The 19,297-nt window shown below is 59.2% G+C and carries 12 protein-coding genes; 1 reads left to right on the forward strand and 11 read right to left on the reverse strand.

What is annotated here, in order from left to right; all coding sequences use genetic code 11:
* Positions 1-57 precede the first annotated feature (57 nt).
* From addA to ACSV9I_RS14970, 11 genes are all read right to left on the reverse strand, one after another.
* Positions 58-3,621, reverse strand: coding sequence for a double-strand break repair helicase AddA (gene addA, locus ACSV9I_RS14920; RefSeq protein ID WP_438329623.1), 3,564 nt, complete (start codon positions 3,619-3,621; stop codon positions 58-60).
* Positions 3,611-6,802 carry a double-strand break repair protein AddB gene (addB, locus tag ACSV9I_RS14925; RefSeq protein ID WP_438329624.1) on the reverse strand — a complete coding sequence of 1,064 codons (3,192 nt, stop codon included), beginning with the start codon at positions 6,800-6,802 and terminating at the stop codon, positions 3,611-3,613. The genes addA and addB overlap by 11 nt, the downstream gene beginning before the upstream one ends.
* Positions 6,799-7,533 (reverse strand): nucleotidyltransferase family protein, encoded by a 735-nt coding sequence (locus ACSV9I_RS14930; protein WP_438329626.1) that lies wholly within the window; start codon positions 7,531-7,533, stop codon positions 6,799-6,801. Before ACSV9I_RS14930 ends, addB begins: the two co-directional genes overlap by 4 nt.
* A gap of 5 nt (positions 7,534-7,538) precedes the next feature.
* Positions 7,539-9,071 carry a tRNA (adenosine(37)-N6)-threonylcarbamoyltransferase complex ATPase subunit type 1 TsaE gene (tsaE, locus tag ACSV9I_RS14935; RefSeq protein WP_438329627.1) on the reverse strand — a complete coding sequence of 511 codons (1,533 nt, stop codon included), beginning with the start codon at positions 9,069-9,071 and terminating at the stop codon, positions 7,539-7,541.
* Positions 9,068-11,620, reverse strand: coding sequence for an ATP-binding protein (locus ACSV9I_RS14940; protein ID WP_438329675.1), 2,553 nt, complete (start codon positions 11,618-11,620; stop codon positions 9,068-9,070). The genes tsaE and ACSV9I_RS14940 overlap by 4 nt, the downstream gene beginning before the upstream one ends.
* Positions 11,621-11,858: 238 nt before the next feature.
* On the reverse strand, positions 11,859-13,256 hold the full coding sequence (gene ahcY, locus ACSV9I_RS14945; RefSeq protein ID WP_438329628.1) for an adenosylhomocysteinase: 1,398 nt from the start codon (positions 13,254-13,256) through the stop codon (positions 11,859-11,861).
* Between the two features lie 149 nt (positions 13,257-13,405).
* Complete coding sequence (locus ACSV9I_RS14950; RefSeq protein ID WP_438329630.1) at positions 13,406-13,684, reverse strand: HPr family phosphocarrier protein; 279 nt, start codon at positions 13,682-13,684, stop codon at positions 13,406-13,408.
* Position 13,685: 1 nt separating this feature from the next.
* Positions 13,686-14,087 (reverse strand): PTS sugar transporter subunit IIA, encoded by a 402-nt coding sequence (locus ACSV9I_RS14955; RefSeq protein WP_054159243.1) that lies wholly within the window; start codon positions 14,085-14,087, stop codon positions 13,686-13,688.
* Positions 14,088-14,203: 116 nt separating this feature from the next.
* The gene (locus ACSV9I_RS14960) at positions 14,204-14,662 is read right to left on the reverse strand and encodes an HPr kinase/phosphorylase (protein ID WP_438329631.1); all 459 of its coding nucleotides are present in this window, start codon (positions 14,660-14,662) and stop codon (positions 14,204-14,206) included.
* 2 nt (positions 14,663-14,664) lie between these two features.
* Positions 14,665-16,449 carry a sensor histidine kinase gene (locus tag ACSV9I_RS14965; protein WP_054159244.1) on the reverse strand — a complete coding sequence of 595 codons (1,785 nt, stop codon included), beginning with the start codon at positions 16,447-16,449 and terminating at the stop codon, positions 14,665-14,667.
* Between the two features lie 69 nt (positions 16,450-16,518).
* A complete protein-coding gene (locus ACSV9I_RS14970; protein ID WP_197278360.1) occupies positions 16,519-17,244 on the reverse strand; it encodes a response regulator transcription factor in 726 nt (241 codons plus the stop codon).
* A 344-nt stretch (positions 17,245-17,588) separates the two neighbouring features.
* Here ACSV9I_RS14970 and ACSV9I_RS14975 point away from each other — a divergent pair, with 344 nt between their 5' ends.
* Positions 17,589-19,199 carry a phosphoenolpyruvate carboxykinase gene (locus ACSV9I_RS14975; RefSeq protein WP_438329633.1) on the forward strand — a complete coding sequence of 537 codons (1,611 nt, stop codon included), beginning with the start codon at positions 17,589-17,591 and terminating at the stop codon, positions 19,197-19,199.
* Positions 19,200-19,297 lie beyond the last annotated feature (98 nt).

Here is a 19,297-nt window from a genome sequence, read left to right on the forward strand (position 1 = left end):
GAATTGAACTTGGCACTTATGTGATGCCGGGCGGCATTCATTTCAATATGCCGTATCTCACGACACCGCGATCTCGGCAAGGGAACGGCTGAGCACCGCGTCATCAAGGCGGAGAAGGGTGCCCGTTTCGGTATAGACAAGCCAGCATTCGATCCTCTTTTGAGGATAGAGCGGTTTGAGAATGTCCCGGTAGATGGCGAGCTGCACGCGGTGGGAAAGGGGCGCCATATCCGCGCTGTCGGGTGGTTGCCGATTGGTCTTGTAGTCCGCGATGATAACGCGATCCGCCAGCACGGCCATTCGGTCAATCCGGCCCGACACAGCGCGAGGTTCACCGTTCAGGTCAATTGTGCCCATGACAGATACTTCGGGCTCGCTTGGGGCTGAAAAGAGTGGCGCAAGCGCGCTGTCTTCGAGCACTTTCATCACGGTCTCGACAAGACGAAACCTCTCTGCTGATGGCCAGTAACGTGCTGCGCGCTCAGCGTAGCGTTGCGCAGCCTCAAGGCGACCTTCGATCGCAACGCTGGGCAGGTTTTGCAGCATGCGGTGAACCAGCCGTCCTCTTTGCAGTGCAATGCCCGCCTTCTCTGTCTGGGTGAAAAGGGGGGAGCTGGTCAGAGGTTCGGGCGTGTCGTCGATAACAAGGCTGCCTGCGGTTGACGGACTGAGCGGCCTGGGAAGACGTGGCGGCGGCGGCAGCGGACGCCAGAGTGACGCAGGCAGGCTGCTCTCGACATCCTGCTCCGCGGTCTTCTCCTCAAGTGGTAAGTCCTTCTCGGTTTCATGAAGTGTCCACCGAAGGCCTGTCCAATTGCCGTCTGGGCCTTTAAACTCCACCGAGGTCGCACGGGACTCATCTGCTGCAAGTGCCTCGAAAATCATCCGATGCCAGATGTCGCCGGGATCCTGTACTCCTCGATACCCTGCAATGACGAGCTGATCGGCGGCTCTGGTCATCCCGACATAGAGCAGTCGGCGATATTCTTCCTCGGCCTGGCCGCGACGCCGGTCAGTATCAGCCTGAACGATGGAATTACCGAGAGATTTGGATGGCACCCATACGGGTGTGCCCGCATAGGCGCTGTCTTCCAGCAGCCGCAGCTTTGACAGGTGATTGGCGTTGAAGGGCTTGGAGCCACCATCAACAAGAAAGACAATCGGCGCTTCCAGACCCTTGGACGCGTGGACGGTCATGATCCGGACTTCGTTGCGCTCCTTGTCCTGCTCGCGCTTGACCTCCGGTGCTTCGATTTCCAGGGTCGATACGAAGGACTGGAAGCCGGGAAGGCCGCTTGTCTCGAAGGCGAGAGCGAAACCCAGGAACTCGTCGAGAATATCGCTGACTTCGGACCCAAGCCTCCCCAGATAGGCTTTTCGTCCGCCGTGCAGGCCCAGTACCCGCGCATAGAAATCATGCACGGAGTGCGTTCGGGATTGCTCGCGGAAGTGATCAAGCTTCTGAACCGAGGTTTTGAAGGGCGATCCCTCTTCCTCGGCCAGCGCCTTCATCCTGTCCCATAGCGACTGACCCTCTGGTCGCTCCGAGGCCAGCGCCATCAACTCGTCTTCACTGTGATTGAAGAGAGGGCTTTTTAACAGGGCAGCGAGAGAGAGGTCGTCGGACACCAGGAGAAGAAAGCGCCCAAGCGCCAGCATGTCCTGGACAGCGATATGGCTGGTCAGTTTCAGTCGGTCAGCGCCGGCAACCGGCACATTGTAGGGTCGCTTGAGGGCGCGGGTCAGCGCATTGACGAAACTGTCACGTTTACGGACGAGGACGAGGATATCACCCGGCCGAACAGTCCGTTTTCGCCCCTTCTCGATGATCGTCTCCCGGCCGACCATCTCAGAAATCCGGTGTGCGATACGGCGAGCAAGAATGGCCGAAGGCGCACTTTCGGGTATCGCATCGAACGGTGCAGTCCAGTCCTCGCTTTTCTCCTGCTTTTCCGCAGCAATCATGCTCCAGACATCGACGATACCCGGATGACCGACACGGCTGGATTGATGATCGATGGCCTCGCCTTCGGCGCTTAGACCCCGCCTGTTCTGCGGTAGCGCGAAGACGGCATCGACCGCGCCGAGCACCGCCCGCGTCGAACGAAAAGAAAGCGGCAGCCGGACGGTATTGAATTCCTGGCCACCATCGTGAACGGCCCGTTCGGTTTGGCGGGCTTCCTGCGAGAACTGCTCGGGTCGGGCGCCTTGGAAGGAATAGATCGACTGCTTCTCGTCACCCACGGCAAAGAAGGTGCGCAACACCGGCCGAGCTCCAAGACCGCTGAAGAAGTCCTGGCGTAGAGACCGGATCACCGACCACTGAACTGGACTGGTGTCCTGGGCTTCATCGACGAGGATGTGGTCTATGCCTTGGTCCAGCTTGTAGTGGACCCATGGCCCGACATCACCTCTCCCGAGAAGATCCGAGGTGCGGACAATTAGATCTTCGAAATCGAGCTGCGATCGGCGCTTCTTCAGCTCTTCATAGTCCCGGTCGAGCCGCGTCGCGAGCGTCAAGGCAGCCGAGGTTGCCTGATACATGCGAAAGATCCGCAATCTATCCCGCATGAGAAGCAAATGGTCACGAGCGAGGGTGATCGCATCCTTTAACTGCGGCGCCAGCTTGGCCATCCCAGCCGAGATCAGTGACGAATCGGCCTTGGGCGTTTCTGTTGCCGTCAGGAAGGCGCGGTCCGTCAATTGCGCCCGCATACGCGGATCGCGTTCCAGGAAGGCGCTTTCGAGTGCTTCTGCGGTCGCGCGAACCTTTTCGCCGCCTTTCTCGAGCGCCAATTCGAGATAATGAGGCAGGACGTCCGCTGATAGCCCGTTCAAAGGCCAGTAATCCTCGGCTCTTGAGATCTCCGTTTCCAAAGGCCCGATACCGAGCGCCTTGCGAAGCGAAGCATCCATACCGCCGCTGGCCGCCGCCTTACTCTCGAATTGTCGGAGCGCATGACGGTTCGAGACCACATCCGACAGCAGGCCTTCCAGCCCTGTTTCGTCGGCCGTGCTCAGGACTTGTGAGAAAGCGTCAGCAAGACGGACATCCCCCTCGCTGGAGGTTGCCGTCAGCAGCGTGCGGCGGGCTTCGGCGAGGAGACTTGTTGCTGCCCTGTCGTCGAGAACGCTGAAGTGCCCCGCCACATTGGCTTCCAGCGGAAACTGGTGGAGCAGGGCTTCGCAAAAGGCGTGGATGGTCTGGATCTTCAGACCGCCCGGCGTCTCCAAAGCCTTGGCAAACAATTGCCGGGCCTTCGCCAGCGTCGCCCGATCCGGCTCCCTTTGCTCGATCGCAGCCAGACGCTTTGCAAGCTCTGCATCGTCCAGAGTGGCCCATTCCGCCAGCCGCTCAAACACGCGGTTCGACATCTCCGATGCCGCTGCTTTTGTATAGGTCAGGCAGAGGATAGACGAAGCGCGGGCGCCCGCAAGAAGCAGGCGGATGACCCGTTGAGTGAGCACATGGGTCTTGCCGGAGCCGGCATTGGCGGACACCCAGGCAGACTGGCCGGGATGCGAGGCGCGCGCCTGCTGCAAAGTTGTCCAGTTGAGCCACTGCGCCGGATCGCCGTCTGCGGGCAGGCTGTCATGATCGCGATAGGTGTCAGTCGTCACCGGCGGCCTCCTCGGTTTCGGCCGTTGACCATTCCGCAACGCGTGCAAGGTGATCGTATTCGCCGCCGTAATTGTTCTGTTCGGCCGGGATCAACCGCGAGACATAGCCGCGCTCACCGCTCTGCAGGGCTTCAACAAACCGGCCGAGCTCATCCACCGCCTGCTGGGCGAGTTCGATCGCTGACTTCTTGTTGTCACCGCGGGTCGCCAGTTCATTGTTGACCTGATCGACGGAAAACCGATCTGCGGGACGCAGTCGGACATAGAGAAGGTTGTCAGGGATTGCTGCACCGACAGGTTTGAAGGCACCCTTGATCAATGCTGCCGCCTCGAGGGCGAGCTGTGGATCGAGCAGGCTCCGGGCCTGCGGAGCACTTGGACTGATGCCGGTCTTGTAATCGATGATATCGACACGGCCTGCAGCCTTGAGATCGATCCGGTCAGCAATCCCGCTGATCGTGATACCTACGGGTTCCAGCACCACGCTGCCCCGCAATTCCGTCAGGGAGCGGCGGATCTCCGGCTTGCGTTCCCGTTCCCAGGTCAGAAAGGCCTGGGCGACCTCATGAAACCGCTGCCGCCAGACAATATCGATGTGAAGCGGCAGCTTTTCGCGATCGAATTCCTCATTCGTCAGAGCCTTGAAAATCTCGCTGGCATCAAGGCGCGACGCATCATGTCCCTCGCGGACGAACCGTTCGACGATGCGGTGGTAGAGTGTGCCGCGCTCGGCAGCACCTGGATCCTGGTTGAATGGATCCACGGCATCAAGCTTGAGAATGCGCCGCGCATAAATCGCATATGGATCGCGTCGAAAGCGTCCCACTTCGGAAAAGCTGAAGGACCGTGGCTGAAGCTCGGCCCGTGGTCGCGGGGCAGGGCGCTGCGCCGCCGGCTGACTTTCGCCTTCATCGATGAGATCAGCATAGCGGCGATAGATATTGCCCCTGTGCCGCATGGCATTCTCAAGTGCATGCCCGCCAAGGGCCAGCAGTCTCTGAAGCCAGCGCGAAGCGACCGTTGGTGCAGATCCCTCGCGAAGCGAACGGGAAAAGATGAGTTTTTGCGTGCCGCAGGCCATCTGGAAGTCGTGTGCGACCTGGCCGACCTGGCGTTCAGGCGGTTCGAGCCCGATTTCGGTTTTCATGATTCGAGAGAGAAAGGGGTTGTTCTTGGTCTGGCCCGGCCAGCTTCCCTCGTTCATGCCGCCGATGACCATCATGTCGACATTTTGCAGCCGGGCTTCCAGCGTGCCGAAGATGAAGACCCGCGGATGTCGCATCGCCTGCGGCTTGACTGCCTGACCGGCCATCAGCGCGACGAGGATATCGGCCCATTCAGGTCCGTCGGCTTCAATCTGGCCTTCAGCTTCGAGCACCTGACCAAGCAGGCCGGCCAACACGTCGCCTGCCTGGCTGCCCCAGAGCCCCTGCAGGCTGCCATTCTCATCGATGGTGACCGCCTCCAGCACACGACCTGTCCGCTCTGCCCATTCCCGCAGTGTGAACCGGGTGGAGATCGGCCGCCCCGATGGGCTGCGGACAAGGGCGGACACGAGCGGTTCGACCGCTGCCGCGACCTTGTGTGCCAATGCGCGCGCGGCTTCCAGTGCTTCTGGAGAGGAACTCCGTCGCCATTGGGGTTGATGCCGATCAGCGAGATGCGCAACTAGTCCGTCTTCGAACAAAGTTTCCATCTCTGCGAGATCGAGCGGTTTGTTGCCGCCGCGCAAGGCGATCACTTCAAGCGTGTCGGCCGCCAGCTGCGCTGTCTGCGCATCGAAACCGAACCGCGCCAGCGGATGCTTGATCAGGGAGACTATGGAGACTGGATCCCCCGGGCGCAGACAGGCCTCTACGACCACTTGCGCCAACATTGCAGCCTGCGTGCCGGTCAAGGGCGTACCGGCCGAATCATCGGCCTCGATGTCAAAACGGGCAAGCTCTGCCATCACGCGTCGCGCCAAGGCACGATCTGGGGTGATCAGGGCCACCCGGCTGTCGGGATTGTCCGAAGCGCTTAGCCCGAGCCGCAGGGCGATGGCGATTGCGGTCGCCTCTTCGCGCTCATTCGCCGCTTCGATCAGGCTGACATCGGCAAATGCATCCAGCAGGCGTTCTGTCGAGAACGCCTCGCGCCACGCTTTCCAATTGTCGGTCGCTTCGGCCGGCGCCATGGCCCGCGACAGGATCTCTGCCCGATCTGCAAGCGCAGCTGGCGCCTGCTCAAGGGCTTCCACGTCTTCGCGCGCAATGCGCATGTGCCGGAGAAGATGCGCCAATCCATATTGTGGATGGCCGCGTAGCGCCGGGTCAGGCCTCTGGAGAAACAAACTTCTATCGTCAAGCTTCGCCCAGTCCGCCTCGGGCATGTCAAGATCGAGCCCAGGGAGGACAACGACGCCCTGTTCAAGCTCGGCGATTCCCGCAATCAATTCGGCAGCGGCCGGAATGGAGCCGGTCGAGCCTGCGACAATAACGGGACCAACGGATCCTGTCCGACGGATGCGATCGGCCTCAGCCCGCAACACGGCATCGCGATGACGTGCAGGGGACGAGCGGACCAGCTCTTCCAAGCGGGCCGGCCAGAAGGCCGTCGCGATCTTCAGGAAAGCGAGTGTCAGTTGCCACCAGGAGCCGAAATCAGCCGACTCCAATGTATCCAGATTGGCCCAGTCGCAGCCCTCTGTTTCAGCGGCTTCAACGAGCTCGGTCAGCGCGCGCGCCAGCCAGACGGCATCAGCGGGGCTTGCGGGGGCCACAAGCGGCGTGTCGGCATGGATGGAGCGGACGATCTCGGGCAACTGGTTTCGCCAGGCAAGGATCAGGCGTGCCAGTTCCAGCAGCATGACCGTTCCGCTGACGGGAGGCGCCAGGTCCATGACGGAAGGGGCTTCTGCATCGAAATAGCCGCTGTCATCATCCGTTTCGCCGAGCGGCCGGATGTTCGGCAAAATGGCGGATCTTGCGCCCAGCAGATCGACGAATTCGGACCGAAGGACACGCGCGGCACGGCGCGTCGGCACGAGGATCGTCACAGCTGCAAGTGACAGCGGATCTTCCGGATCATGGCGATAGCTGTCGACCAGCCGGCCATCGAGCACGGCCCGCGCCAGTGCGCTGAGAAACGGCCGCCCCGGCGGTATGGTGAAAAAACGGCCCCTTCGTGCGCCTGTATTCATGGCTTTTGTCGCTGGCGTGCGACGACAGTCTCTGCGGGCTCAATCGCATCAGGCGTGCCGACGGTCAGCCAGTGACCGTGAAGTTTTTGGCCGTAGAGGCGTCCGGCCTCGCTCGCCCGGTCGAAATAACGGTTGAGGTTGAAGGGCTCGCTTGGTGCGTCGGAGAGGAACGTGGGCAGCAAGGCCAGGGCCCCGGCATAAACAACAGGGTCTGATGCGCCGTCCTGATAGCGTGTGAGACGTCCGTCTATGGCCAGCGAAAAGTCGTTCTTCCCGTTATGGCCAGTGGTCCTGTCCGGATCGACGCAGAGCATGGCGATATCCATGCGGCTGCTGTCAAAGAAGCGCGAGAGCCGAGCAAGGTTGGAAGCTTCGCCTGAGGCGTCACCGACCCAGAACAGATCGGCATTCATCACCAGGCATGGCTGCTCGGCGTCGAGCAGCTTCAGCCCCTTGGCAAGGCCGCCGCCGGAATCCATCAGGCGATCGCGCTCGTCGGAAATCAGCACGCGCATGCCGGATGTTGTTGCGAGATGAGCCTCCATCTGCTCTGCATGATGATGCACATTGACCACGAGCGTATCGACGCCCGCTTCTCGCAGGGCGTCGATGGCATAGTCGATCATCGGGCGGCCACCGATCCGAACCAGGGGTTTTGGCAAAGTATCGGTAATGGGGCGCATCCGCGTACCCAGTCCGGCCGCGAGTATCATGGCTTGTGTGATGGTCATCTGTCTTACGTCGGTGATTCGGCTGGAGGGATTCCAGCCCTTGTGCACCAGTCGCGCAAGGGGGCGAGTGCCGGATGCTCGAAAGCCACCGAAAGATGCCAGAGTGTGCGGGGCAAGTGAGACATATAGCCGGGCTTGCCGTCACGCTTCTTCAGCCGTACCCAGAGCCCATTCAGCTTGCAGGCCCGCTGCGCAGCCATGATCGCGAAACTCTTCTTGAATAGTGCGCTATCGAATGTCGGCCGGATTGTTCGTGCCGCAACATAGTCATTGAGCAGCATGTCCATCAAGGGACGCTCCACCGTTACACGGGCATCTTGCAACAACGACACGACATCATAGGCGGCTGGACCGATCATGGCATCCTGGAAGTCGATCAGCCCGACGCGGGCGTGGCCCGTCTCCCCGGCTCGCCAGATGATGTTTGGGGAGTGGAAGTCGCGCAGCACGATGGAGCGCTCGCAGTCGGCGAGTTCGTCTATCAGTCCATCCCAGATAGCAAGATAGTCCGTCCGCTCTTCCGCAGTGGCTTCCGAGCCGCCGCGAATATGGGGGAGATACCAGTCGAGTAACAGTTCCACCTCGAATTTCATCGCCGCCCGATCGAAATCGGGGATCTGATGGACGTATCCGTCTTCGAGCTGGATGCGATGGTCGAAGTCTGTGTCATGGATGGCCGCAAGGCAGGCGACACTCGCACGATAGCGTTCCGCAATCGGCTTGCGCTCGGCATTAATGATGCCGTCTCCGCCGAGGTCTTCCAACAGCAGGATGCCTCGATCGTTGTCACCGGCGAGGATGGCGGGTGCCGAGAACCCCTTGTCTCGCAGCATGTGATCGATGGCAACGAAGGGACGCACATCTTCGGCAAGATGTACCAGTTGCGAATAAGGCTTGCCATCGCGGATCGGCGGGCCGTTTGGCCGTTTCGGTGCGTCCATCAGCACCAGGCGAGGCGCATCCGCAGCGGGATAGATATGCTCGTAAGAACGGCTCGAAGCGTCGCCGGTCAGATGGCGACGCTTCGCCGAGGTAAGATTATGTGTGTCGAGAAAGGACCGGATGTCGAGCACGCGTTGAAGGCGCGCGAGCTTCGGTTCCGGACCCGTAATCGTGATTGTCCGACCGCGCGTCGGAGGAAAGGCGAAGGTGATCGACAGGGCGCTTTTCGGCAGCGAGCGGCCAGCCTTTTCCGGCCATTCCACCAGGCAGATGCCATCGGTAAGGGCATCGTGAAATCCCAGTTCGTCCAATTCGCTTTCGTCGGACAAACGATAGAGATCGAAATGAGCGACCGGCAGGCGCAAATCGTAGTTCTGCACCAACGTGAATGTCGGGCTCGGCACTTCGAGTTCCGGGTCGTCTGCCAAGGCCCGGAGCAAGGCGCGGGCCGTCGTGGACTTTCCGGCGCCCAGATCTCCATCAAGGGCTATGCAGTCGCCCGCCCGCACTGCAAGAGCCAAATCCTCGCCGAATTGGATCGTGGCTGCCTCATTCGGCAGTTCGATCGTGATTTCTTGCACGTCGGCTTGGCTCATTCTGCAGCGGCGATTAGGTGCGGGATCGCTGCGGAAGGAACCCGGCAATGCACCGTCGTTCCGCTGCCCGGCGTGCTCTCGATCGACACCTTGCCGTGATGGAGGTTGACGAAGCTCTGAACAATCGACAGGCCAAGACCTGGTCCACTCCGTTTTCCGCCCCGAGAATTTGTCGAGAACCGGTCGAACACCGTCGACAGCATTTCAGGACTGATGCCGCATCCGCTATCGGCAACCGAGAACACGAAGTCGGACCCCTCACGCCAGCACTTCATTGCAACAATGCTGCCTTCTGGTGCGAAATTCACAGCGTTGGTCAGGATTTTGATGAGGATCTGCTTCAGCCGCTGCCGATCTGCAATCAGATGGCCGAGCTGCGACGAAGCGGCGATTTCCAGCGTCACCCCACCTTCCTGAAGGCGGTCCGTCATCTGCATCGATACATCGTCCAGCAGGTCGCTGAGGTCGATCTCGGAATAATCGAGCTGCATGATGCCCGCATCGACCGTGGCAAGGTCGAGGATGTCGTTGACGATCGTCAGTAGAACGGCGGAAGAGGTCGAGATGTGATCGACATATTCGGCCTGGCGTTCCGTGAGAGGACCTGTGGTCGAGGTCTTCAAAAGGTCCGTGAAGCCAATGATATTGGTCAGTGGCGAGCGCAGTTCGTAGGAGACGTGCTGAACGAAATCGTTCTTCAGCTCGTCGGCCTTGCGCAATGCGTCGTTCTTTTCCTTGAGCGCGCGTTCCGCACGCACGCTGTCGGTCATGTTGACGAAGGTCAGCATGGTCTGCGCGTTCGGCAAAGGTGTAACGGCGTAGTCGAGCACGAGACCCGAGAAGAGCTCGAGAGTTCCCTGGCTTGACGGCCGCTCATCTTCGAAGCTTGTGATCATCTTACCGAAGGCTTTCCAACCATCCGGACGATCATAGGAAGGCGCGCAGGCAGCCTCGATCAGTCTGATATGCGTGCCGACGGCGGTCTGTTCCTCGGTGACGCCCCAAAGTGCGCGGAAGGCCGGGTTAGACAGCTGGATCCGGCCATCAGGCCCGAAGACGGCCACACCTTCCGAAAGGTGATCGATGGTTTCCCCTTGCACGCGCAGCAGCGTGTTGTAGCGGGTTTCCAGATTGACCTGTTCGGTCAGATTCTCGAATACCCAGGTCGCGCCGCCCTGGGGATGTGCTGATGCAATCACGCGCAAGGTCTGACCGTTCGGAAGGTGCCAGATATCGGTTTGGGTCTCGATGGTGCGATAGACCGAAAGAGTGTTTTCCTTCCAGCTCTTCCAGCTCAATTCCTCAGGCAGTTTGTGGGCGGCGCGCAGCTTGTCGAGGAGCTCGCTGTGGTCAGGTCTAGACTCGAGGAACTTCGTATCCAGCTCCCAGAGCTGGCTGAACGCCTGGTTGAAGAACTGCAGGCGACGGTCACCATCAAAAATGGCAACAGGGGTACCCAGATGGTCAAGCGTCTCCGCATGGCTCTTGAGCGTTCGAGCCAATTCTTCACGCAGCCCTTCGGCTGACGAAACATCAACGGCCATGCCACAGGAACCGGCGGGACCGCGCACGTCTACAACGTCAAAAAACGCGCGCGCGCCGCGTACAGCCGTTGAAATCGTATCGTGGAACGGTGATTCCGCCGTTGCTGTCGCTTTGATTCGCTGCCGGGTCAGGGTTGGTAGGATCTCCCGACCTTCGCCCAGAACCTGATCCGGCGAATTGGCTTCTGCCGCTTCACAATAGGCCTGATTGACCCAGGTCAGTCGGCCTTCGCTATCACGCTGCCAGACGGGTTGTTCGATTGCATTCAGCAAGGATTCAAAAGTGGCGATGGAATTGCGCAGGCGGTTGCGTTCAATTTTCAGTTCCGCGAGTTCCGCGCGCAGATTGTTGAGAGCCAGGAAGTGGGCGAAAGCGCGACCGCCGGACAGACGGCCCTGCACTTCGATCACCTCACCGCGCAATGTCTCTACGATGAGGTCGAAACTGCGCGCATCAGTTCGCAAGGCTTCGATGGCTCGCTCAACTTCGGCAGCCGAATGCGGCTTCAGCCAGCGACCGAAGGCCAGAAAGTCGACATCGGCCTGAGGCGCTCCTGTTTCAGCGGGCAACTGGCCGAGAAATTCGGGCTTACCGGTATGGCCTTCCCAAATCACGATTCTGCGGTTCTTGTCGGCGATCAAAGCCTGGTACCGCGGGATCTTTTGCTGGCAATCCGACAAGGCGGAGCGCAGCTCCTGCCCTTCGGATTCCAGGCGATTGCGCTGGCGAAGAAGCCACAGCACAGAGACAAGCGCGGCAGAGAGGACGCCGGCCACAAGTGCGTATCCAGCCATGTCGGCGCTGTCGAAGCGCGTGATCGACGGCAAGGATTGCGCCTGCGCAAACGCGGGCAGGAAAAGTGACGTGAGTGCGCTGCCGCTGGCCAGAACGCGCCGCCAGGAGACGACTGAGCGCAGTCCTCTTGCCATCGAGCGGAAAGCGCCCGAAGTTGCCCGAACAGGCCCGACATTGCTATGCCAGAAGTTTGAAATACCGGCCGTCATAGCCGTTTCCCGCATCCACGGGGTGCGTTGATCTACCGACATTCTCGGTCTGTCTCCGTCTTATTATGTGCCGCATCGTCGACAAGACATCCGTGTTCGCGGGTGCCTCGGCATCCACGAATCAAGTCTCAAAACAATACCGCTGATGCCGGAGGTCTGGAAGGCCGGCGGCCAAAAAAGAAGGCGCAGCCTTTGTCAAGGCTGCGCCTACCACATGTAGTTATTATCCAGCTATTTATTAATAGCGATAGTGTTCAGCCTTGAATGGGCCGGTTACTGAAACGCCGATATAGCTCGCCTGCTCGTCAGACAGTTTCGTCAGCTTTGCGCCGAGCTTGTCGAGGTGCAGCTTGGCGACCTTTTCGTCGAGGTGCTTGGGGAGGACATAGACGCCCGGCTTGTATTCGTCTGTCTTGGCGAACAGTTCGATCTGGCCGAGAACCTGGTTCGTAAACGACGCAGACATGACAAAAGACGGGTGGCCCGTCGCATTTCCGAGGTTCAGCAGGCGGCCTTCCGAGAGCAGGATCATGCGGTTGCCCTTCGGGAACTCGATCATGTCAACCTGCGGCTTGATGTTGGTCCACTTCAAGTTACGCAGCGACGCAACCTGGATCTCATTGTCGAAGTGGCCGATATTGCCGACGATCGCCATGTCCTTCATTTCGCGCATGTGCTCGATGCGGATGACGTCCTTGTTGCCGGTGGTGGTGATGAAGATGTCAGCCGTGGAGACGACGTCTTCCAGAGTGACGACTTCAAAGCCATCCATAGCGGCCTGCAGGGCGCAGATCGGATCAACTTCCGTGACCTTAACGCGAGCGCCGGCGCCGCTCAGCGAGGCAGCAGAGCCCTTGCCCACATCACCGTAACCGCAGACGACGGCCACCTTGCCAGCCATCATGACGTCGGTGCCGCGGCGAATACCATCGACCAGCGATTCCTTGCAGCCATACTTGTTGTCGAACTTCGACTTGGTGACGCTGTCGTTCACATTGATGGCGGGGAAGGGCAGAAGGCCCTTTTTCGCCAGCTCGTACAGGCGATGCACGCCTGTCGTGGTTTCTTCGGTTACGCCCTTGATGGCGTCGCGCTGTTTGGTGAACCAGCCAGGCGAAGCCGCCAGACGCTTTTTGATCTGCGCGATCAGGATTTCTTCCTCTTCCGAGGTCGGATTGGACAGGACGTCTTCGCCCGCTTCGGCACGTGCACCAAGCAGGATATACATTGTCGCATCACCACCGTCGTCGAGGATCATGTTGGAAAAACCACCATCGGTCCACTGGAAGATCCGGTCGGTATAATCCCAATATTCAGTGAGGCTTTCACCCTTCACAGCGAAGACTGGAATACCGCGCTCGGCAATCGCTGCTGCCGCATGATCCTGCGTCGAGAAGATGTTGCATGACGCCCAACGAACTTCGGCGCCGAGGGCGACCAGCGTTTCAATCAGGACGGCCGTCTGGATCGTCATATGCAGTGAGCCAGTGATGCGAGCGCCCGTGAGCGGCTTGCTTACGCCGAATTCGTCGCGGCAGGCCATCAGGCCCGGCATTTCGGTCTCCGCAATGCTGATTTCCTTGCGCCCGAAATCGGCAAGACCGATATCGGCGATCACGTAGTCATGGTGGCTCATGAAACTCTCCGGCTGATTGCTGGCAACCTTTACAGGTGCAGACAAAATGTCCGCAGAGACGTCCGCGGATCCTGAACTGCTTTTATCAGGGAACCTTTGATGGTGCAATCGGACATAAAGAAGTCTTTATGTCTTTATGTCGAGATGCTTTACATCTCCTCGCCGAAGCGGTCGGCGACCAGCTGCGACAGGGCCTCCATGACCTCCTCGGCCTGCAGACCGGAGGCGGTCACCAAGATGGAACAGCCCGGGCTGGCGGCCAGCATCATCAGACCCATGATCGACGTTCCGCCCACTGTGGTGCCATCTTTCGATACACTCACCTTCGCATCATACCCATTGACCGTCTGAACGAACTTGGCCGATGCCCGCGCGTGAAGGCCTCGCTTGTTGATGATGAGAAGTTCGCGGGCGATCTGATCGGTCATCTTACTTTCCGCTGAGCACCCGGCTGGCGACATTGATGTACTTGCGTCCTGCATCCGACGCGTCAATCAGACATTTGTCCATATCATTACCGCCTCGGATCCCGGCCAGCTTGATCAGCATGGGGAGGTTGACTCCGGCAATGACTTCCACTTGCCCGCTGTTCATGATGGATATTGCAAGATTGGAGGGGGTGCCGCCGAACATGTCTGTCAGGATGATTACACCGTTCCCGTCATTGGCACGCTGAACGGCGTCCAGAATATCCTGACGGCGCTGGTCCATATCGTCTTCGGGGCCGATCGAGACGGTCTCGATGAATTGCTGGGGGCCAACGACGTGCACCACCGCATGAAGAAACTCTTCAGCCAGCTTGCCATGTGTGACAAGCACAAGTCCGATCATTCTCAATTGTCCCTTAGCGCAAACTTTTTGCCGGATAGCGCACGAAGCAGCCTGCGTCTACCGGCAGGTGGCCATCATGTCGATCAAAATGCGAAGTGCAAGCCAAAACCGTGTGTCTAGATGGCTGAGTCGGCGCTTTGGCGGTTGAAAGCAAGAATGAGGCTCAACGGAAAGCGTGTCCAGCTTGGCACGCGAACCAGGGGCAAGGCGATGTCGGCGGTGAGGGAATAGTGCTCGTTTTCGGGCGGCAGCCGTTCGACCTCGTTGCTTGCGACTGTGGTCGCGACCAAGTGCAGCGGTGCAGTTTCGATATGGGCCACCTTGATGATCCCGCTATAACGAAGCTCGATCATGCCGCGCATCGTGTCTGGAGCCCGCCCGATAACGGTGCTGCCGTCCTTGAAGACAAGAAGACGATCGTCGGAGATGAGGGCCGCCGAGAGTCCGAGAAGCTTTGCTTCCGAGAGGCAGTCAAAGGCCAGAGCTGACTTTCCGCTCCCGGACGGCCCGACGATTGCCAATCCTATACCGTCGACCACGATGGCGGATGCATGGATGTTGGTCGGGCCGGCCACGATCAAGGCGCCGGGTTGACGGGGAGGGACAAGATGAAGCGGGCTCCAGTCCTGCGGCCATCCTGGGGATCGATCATGTTCTCGGCCCGCAATGTGCCGCCATGGGCCTCTGCGATTTGCCGGCTGATCGACAGGCCGAGACCGGAGTTTTGTCCGAAGCTTTCACCTTCAGGGCGGTCCGTGTAGAAGCGCTCGAAGATCCGGTCGATATCCTCTGCTTGAATGCCGGGGCCATTATCCTCGATCTGGATCTTGCAGGCTGTTTTTGATCGGGACAGTCTGACGACGATCCGTCCCCCCGTCTCCGGCACGAAGGATCGGGCATTCTCGATGAGATTGGTGACGATCTGCCCAAGCCGGAGATCGTGCCCGTTGACCAGATAGCGTTGACGTGTCGCTCCCGGCTTCCTGTCGATCATATAGTCGATCTGGACGGCTTTCTTGCCGTTCCTGATTTCACGTGAAATATCGACAAGGCTTGAAAGTAGGACTTCAAGATCCACCGGTTTCGCGTCGGAACGTGCGAGTTCCGCGTCGAGACGCGAGGCATCAGAAATATCGCTGATCAGGCGGTCGAGGCGGCGCACGTCATGCTGGATGATGTCCATCAGGCGCTGCTTGGACTGATCTGTTTTTGCAAGTGGTAGTGTTTCGACAGCCGAGCGCAGCGATGTCAGCGGGTTCTTTAGTTCATGGCTGACATCGGCTGCAAAGCTTTCAATTGCGTCGATCCGGTCGTACAGCGCGGTGGTCATTTCCCGCAGCGCTATGGAAAGATTGCCGATTTCGTCCTGCCGGGCGGAAAAATCCGGAATTTCTTCGCGTTCCTTCGCTCCCCTTCGCACTCGGATCGCTGCAGCCGACAGGCGCCGCAACGGGTTTGCGATTGTCGAAGAGAGAAGCAGGGAAACAACGATGTTCACCAGCGTTGCCACGCCGAATACTCGAAGAATCGCGAGCCGTTCGGCATGTACGATCTTGTCGATATCGCCCGCCTGGGTGGAGAGCAGCAGGACCCCAAGCACCGCGCGTGAACGTTGAACAGGCACCGCGACCGATACGATCAGTTCCCCCTGGTCCGTCACGCGAACGACTGCGCCGCGAACGCCGGTCAGCGCATTCATCACTTCCGGATAAATCGATCCGTCGCCGCCAGGTGCTTCCCGGTAGACCGGCAGGTTGCCAGGCTGGAGGATCGTGTTGAACAGCCGCGTGATCCAGTCGGTGAAGCTGGTTGTGTCGTTATCAACCGGCGGCAGGTCAAAGCGTAGAACCTGCCCGCGGGAATAGAGATGTCGGGAATCCAGCAGGAGATTGGCGTCGGCATCAAAAAGCCGTGCGCGGATGCGCGTCGGCGAAATCAGCCGCCGAAGAACTGGTGCGACCCGTTCCGGATTGATCGGAAACTCCAGATCCTCGTCATTCGGAACCGGAGTGATGCTCTGGCCGGCCTGAAGCTCGAGCAGTTTCTCCGGATCGATGGTTATGGAATTGGTGTCGACCGAGGCGGATGCCGACACGGCAGCAGCAATGATCTCGCCTTGGGTCAGCAGGCTTTCCACTCGGGCGTCAATCAGGCCCTCGCGGAACTGGTTGAGGTACATAATTCCGCCGACCAGGACGATCAGCGCCGCGAGATTGAAGAACACGATACGGCGCGTCAGGCTGGAAAACAGCGCATGGCCGAAGATGCGGCGGATCAGGGTGAAGGGGTGGGCAAATGGCCGCCCGCGTTCGGAGGGGCCATCCAGCTCCTCGACGTTCCCTTCTTCAACCGGTGTGGCCAAGTCTCACCCTTTCAGCTGTCCTGTGGTCTTTTGCCGGCCTGGCGCACGGCAGGACCGGACGGACAAGCGTTATGCGGCTTCGCGGAAGCGGTAACCCACGCCATAGAGGGTTTCAATCATGTCGAAGTCATTATCGACCATCTTGAACTTTTTGCGCAGCCGCTTGATGTGGCTGTCGATCGTCCGGTCGTCAACATAGACCTGCTCATCATAAGCGGCATCCATCAGGGCGTCACGGCTCTTCACCACGCCCGGGCGTTGCGCCAGTGACTGAAGGATCAGGAACTCCGTGACAGTCAGTGTGACGGCATCACCCTTCCAGGTGCAGGTATGACGTTCCTGGTCCATGACCAGTTGTCCGCGCTCAAGTGTCCGTGCCTGCAATTCTCCGGCCGACTTCGGCGCGCTGCCCCCGGCTGCCAGATTTTCTCGGCTTGCCGCACGGCGCAGGATTGCCTTGACGCGTTCGACCAAAAGGCGCTGCGAGAAGGGCTTGGTGATGAAATCGTCAGCGCCCATCTTCAGCCCGAAGAGTTCATCGATTTCCTCGTCCTTGGAGGTCAGGAAGATCACCGGGAGATCCGATTTCTGACGGAGACGACGCAAGAGTTCCATCCCGTCCATGCGCGGCATCTTGATATCGAAGATGGCGAGTTGAGGTGGACGGGCGAGAAGGCCATCGAGCGCTGATGCTCCATCCGTATAGGTCTCGACTTTATAGCCTTCCGCCTCAAGGGCGATCGACACCGAAGTGAGGATATTACGGTCGTCGTCCACGAGCGCGATCGTCTGCATGTTGTAGGTCTCCATCATGTTCAAGGCGCTGCTCCTGGTTATCCCAGCCCCAGCCCGGGGTTCCATTGCCTCGCTTCTTGGGGGTAAAGGTGGAACAAATTGTGGCAAAGGGGAAGGGACAATCGGCTGACGAGGTTGAACGGCCACTCGGATACCGCCCAATATCGTCTAGGTGAGGGGAGAATAGAGTGCGAACTAAACGATTTAAAATAACGATTTCCATTTTAAATCGATTAAATAATTGATATTATTGACTTATTTGGAGCGACCTACTTGCTTTCCTCAGAGCCCGGCTTTAATTTCCGGTCATTGATTGTTATCGCCAGGCAAGAGGAAGGCGCATCATGGAGGAATTCGGCGTGAGGAACCCCGCTTCGGGGATCTCGGATATTGGGCTTCGGAATGCGTCCAGCGTCCGCTATAATTTCCTTGAAAGCGCACTTTACGAGGAGTCGATCCGCCGTGGCGAAGCTGAGCTGACGGCGCATGGTGCACTGCGCGCCTTGACTGGTCAGCACACCGGCCGATCTGCCAAGGACAAGTTCGTTGTTCGGGACGCTAAGACCGACGGCCAGATCTGGTGGGACAACAACAAGCCTCTGTCACCAGAGCATTTTGACGTCCTGCATCAGGACATGCTGGCACATGCCGAAGGCAAGGATCTCTTCGTGCAGGATCTGATTGGTGGTGCTGATCGGGACAATGCTCTTCCCACACGCGTGGTGACAGAGCTTGCCTGGCATTCCCTTTTTATCCGCAATCTTCTGATCCGTCCGGATCGCGAAGAACTGAAGACATTCCTTCCGCAGCTGACGATCATTGATCTGCCGAGCTTCCGAGCCGACCCGGCCCGTCATGGCTGCCGTAGCGAAACAGTTATCGCCTGTGACCTGACCAGAGGTACTGTCCTGATCGGCGGGACCTCTTACGCGGGCGAAATGAAGAAGTCTGTCTTCACCGTTCTCAACTACCTTCTGCCAGAGAAGGGAGTAATGCCAATGCATTGCTCCGCCAATGTCGGTCCGGCTGGTGACGCGGCTGTGTTCTTCGGCCTTTCCGGAACGGGAAAGACGACGCTGTCTGCTGATCCGAGCCGTACGCTGGTTGGCGACGACGAGCATGGTTGGGGGGAAAACGGCATCTTCAACTTCGAAGGCGGCTGCTATGCCAAGACCATCCGTCTTTCGGCGGAAGCAGAGCCTGAAATCCATTCAACGACGCAGCGTTTCGGCACTGTGCTGGAGAATGTCATTCTTGACGAGAACGGCGCACCCGATTTCAATGATGGTTCGCTGACGGAAAACACGCGCTGCGCCTATCCGCTGCATTTTATCCCGAATGCGTCGGAAACGGGCATTGCACCGCATCCGAAGACAATCATCATGCTGACCGCAGATGCTTTCGGTGTCCTTCCGCCGATTGCCAAGCTGACACCGGAGCAGGCCATGTACCACTTCCTGTCGGGTTACACCGCCAAGGTGGCCGGTACGGAAAAGGGCGTGACGGAACCGGAAGCAACCTTCTCGACCTGCTTCGGCGCACCCTTCATGCCAAGACATCCGAGCGAGTATGGTAATCTCTTGCGTGACCTGATTGCGCGTCACGAGGTGGATTGCTGGCTTGTCAACACCGGCTGGACCGGCGGCGCATACGGCGTTGGCAATCGCATGCCGATCAAGGCCACGCGCGCTCTGCTGACCGCGGCTCTGACCGGCGAGCTCAAGAAGTCTGAAATGCGGATTGATGCAAACTTCGGATTCGCCGTTCCCGTCGCCGTTGAGGGGGTCGATACCAAGATCCTCGATCCGCGCTCGACCTGGGCCGATGGCTTGGCCTACGACGCGCAGGCCAAAAAACTGGTCGGCATGTTCATCGACAACTTCGCCAAGTTCGAGGCGCATGTCGACGGCAAGGTTCGGGATGCGGCGCCTGGTATCCGCCTCGCAGCCGAGTGAAGAAGACAAGCACTGCCAAACCAAGGGGCCCGGTATCGTTTACCGGGCCTGTTTCTTTGTGCCTTGTCATTTCTCTCGGTTCTGCCGATATGAAGTCC

The sequence above is a fragment of the Rhizobium sp. G187 genome, from assembly GCF_051549525.1.
Taxonomy (GTDB): Bacteria; Pseudomonadota; Alphaproteobacteria; order Rhizobiales; family Rhizobiaceae; genus Allorhizobium.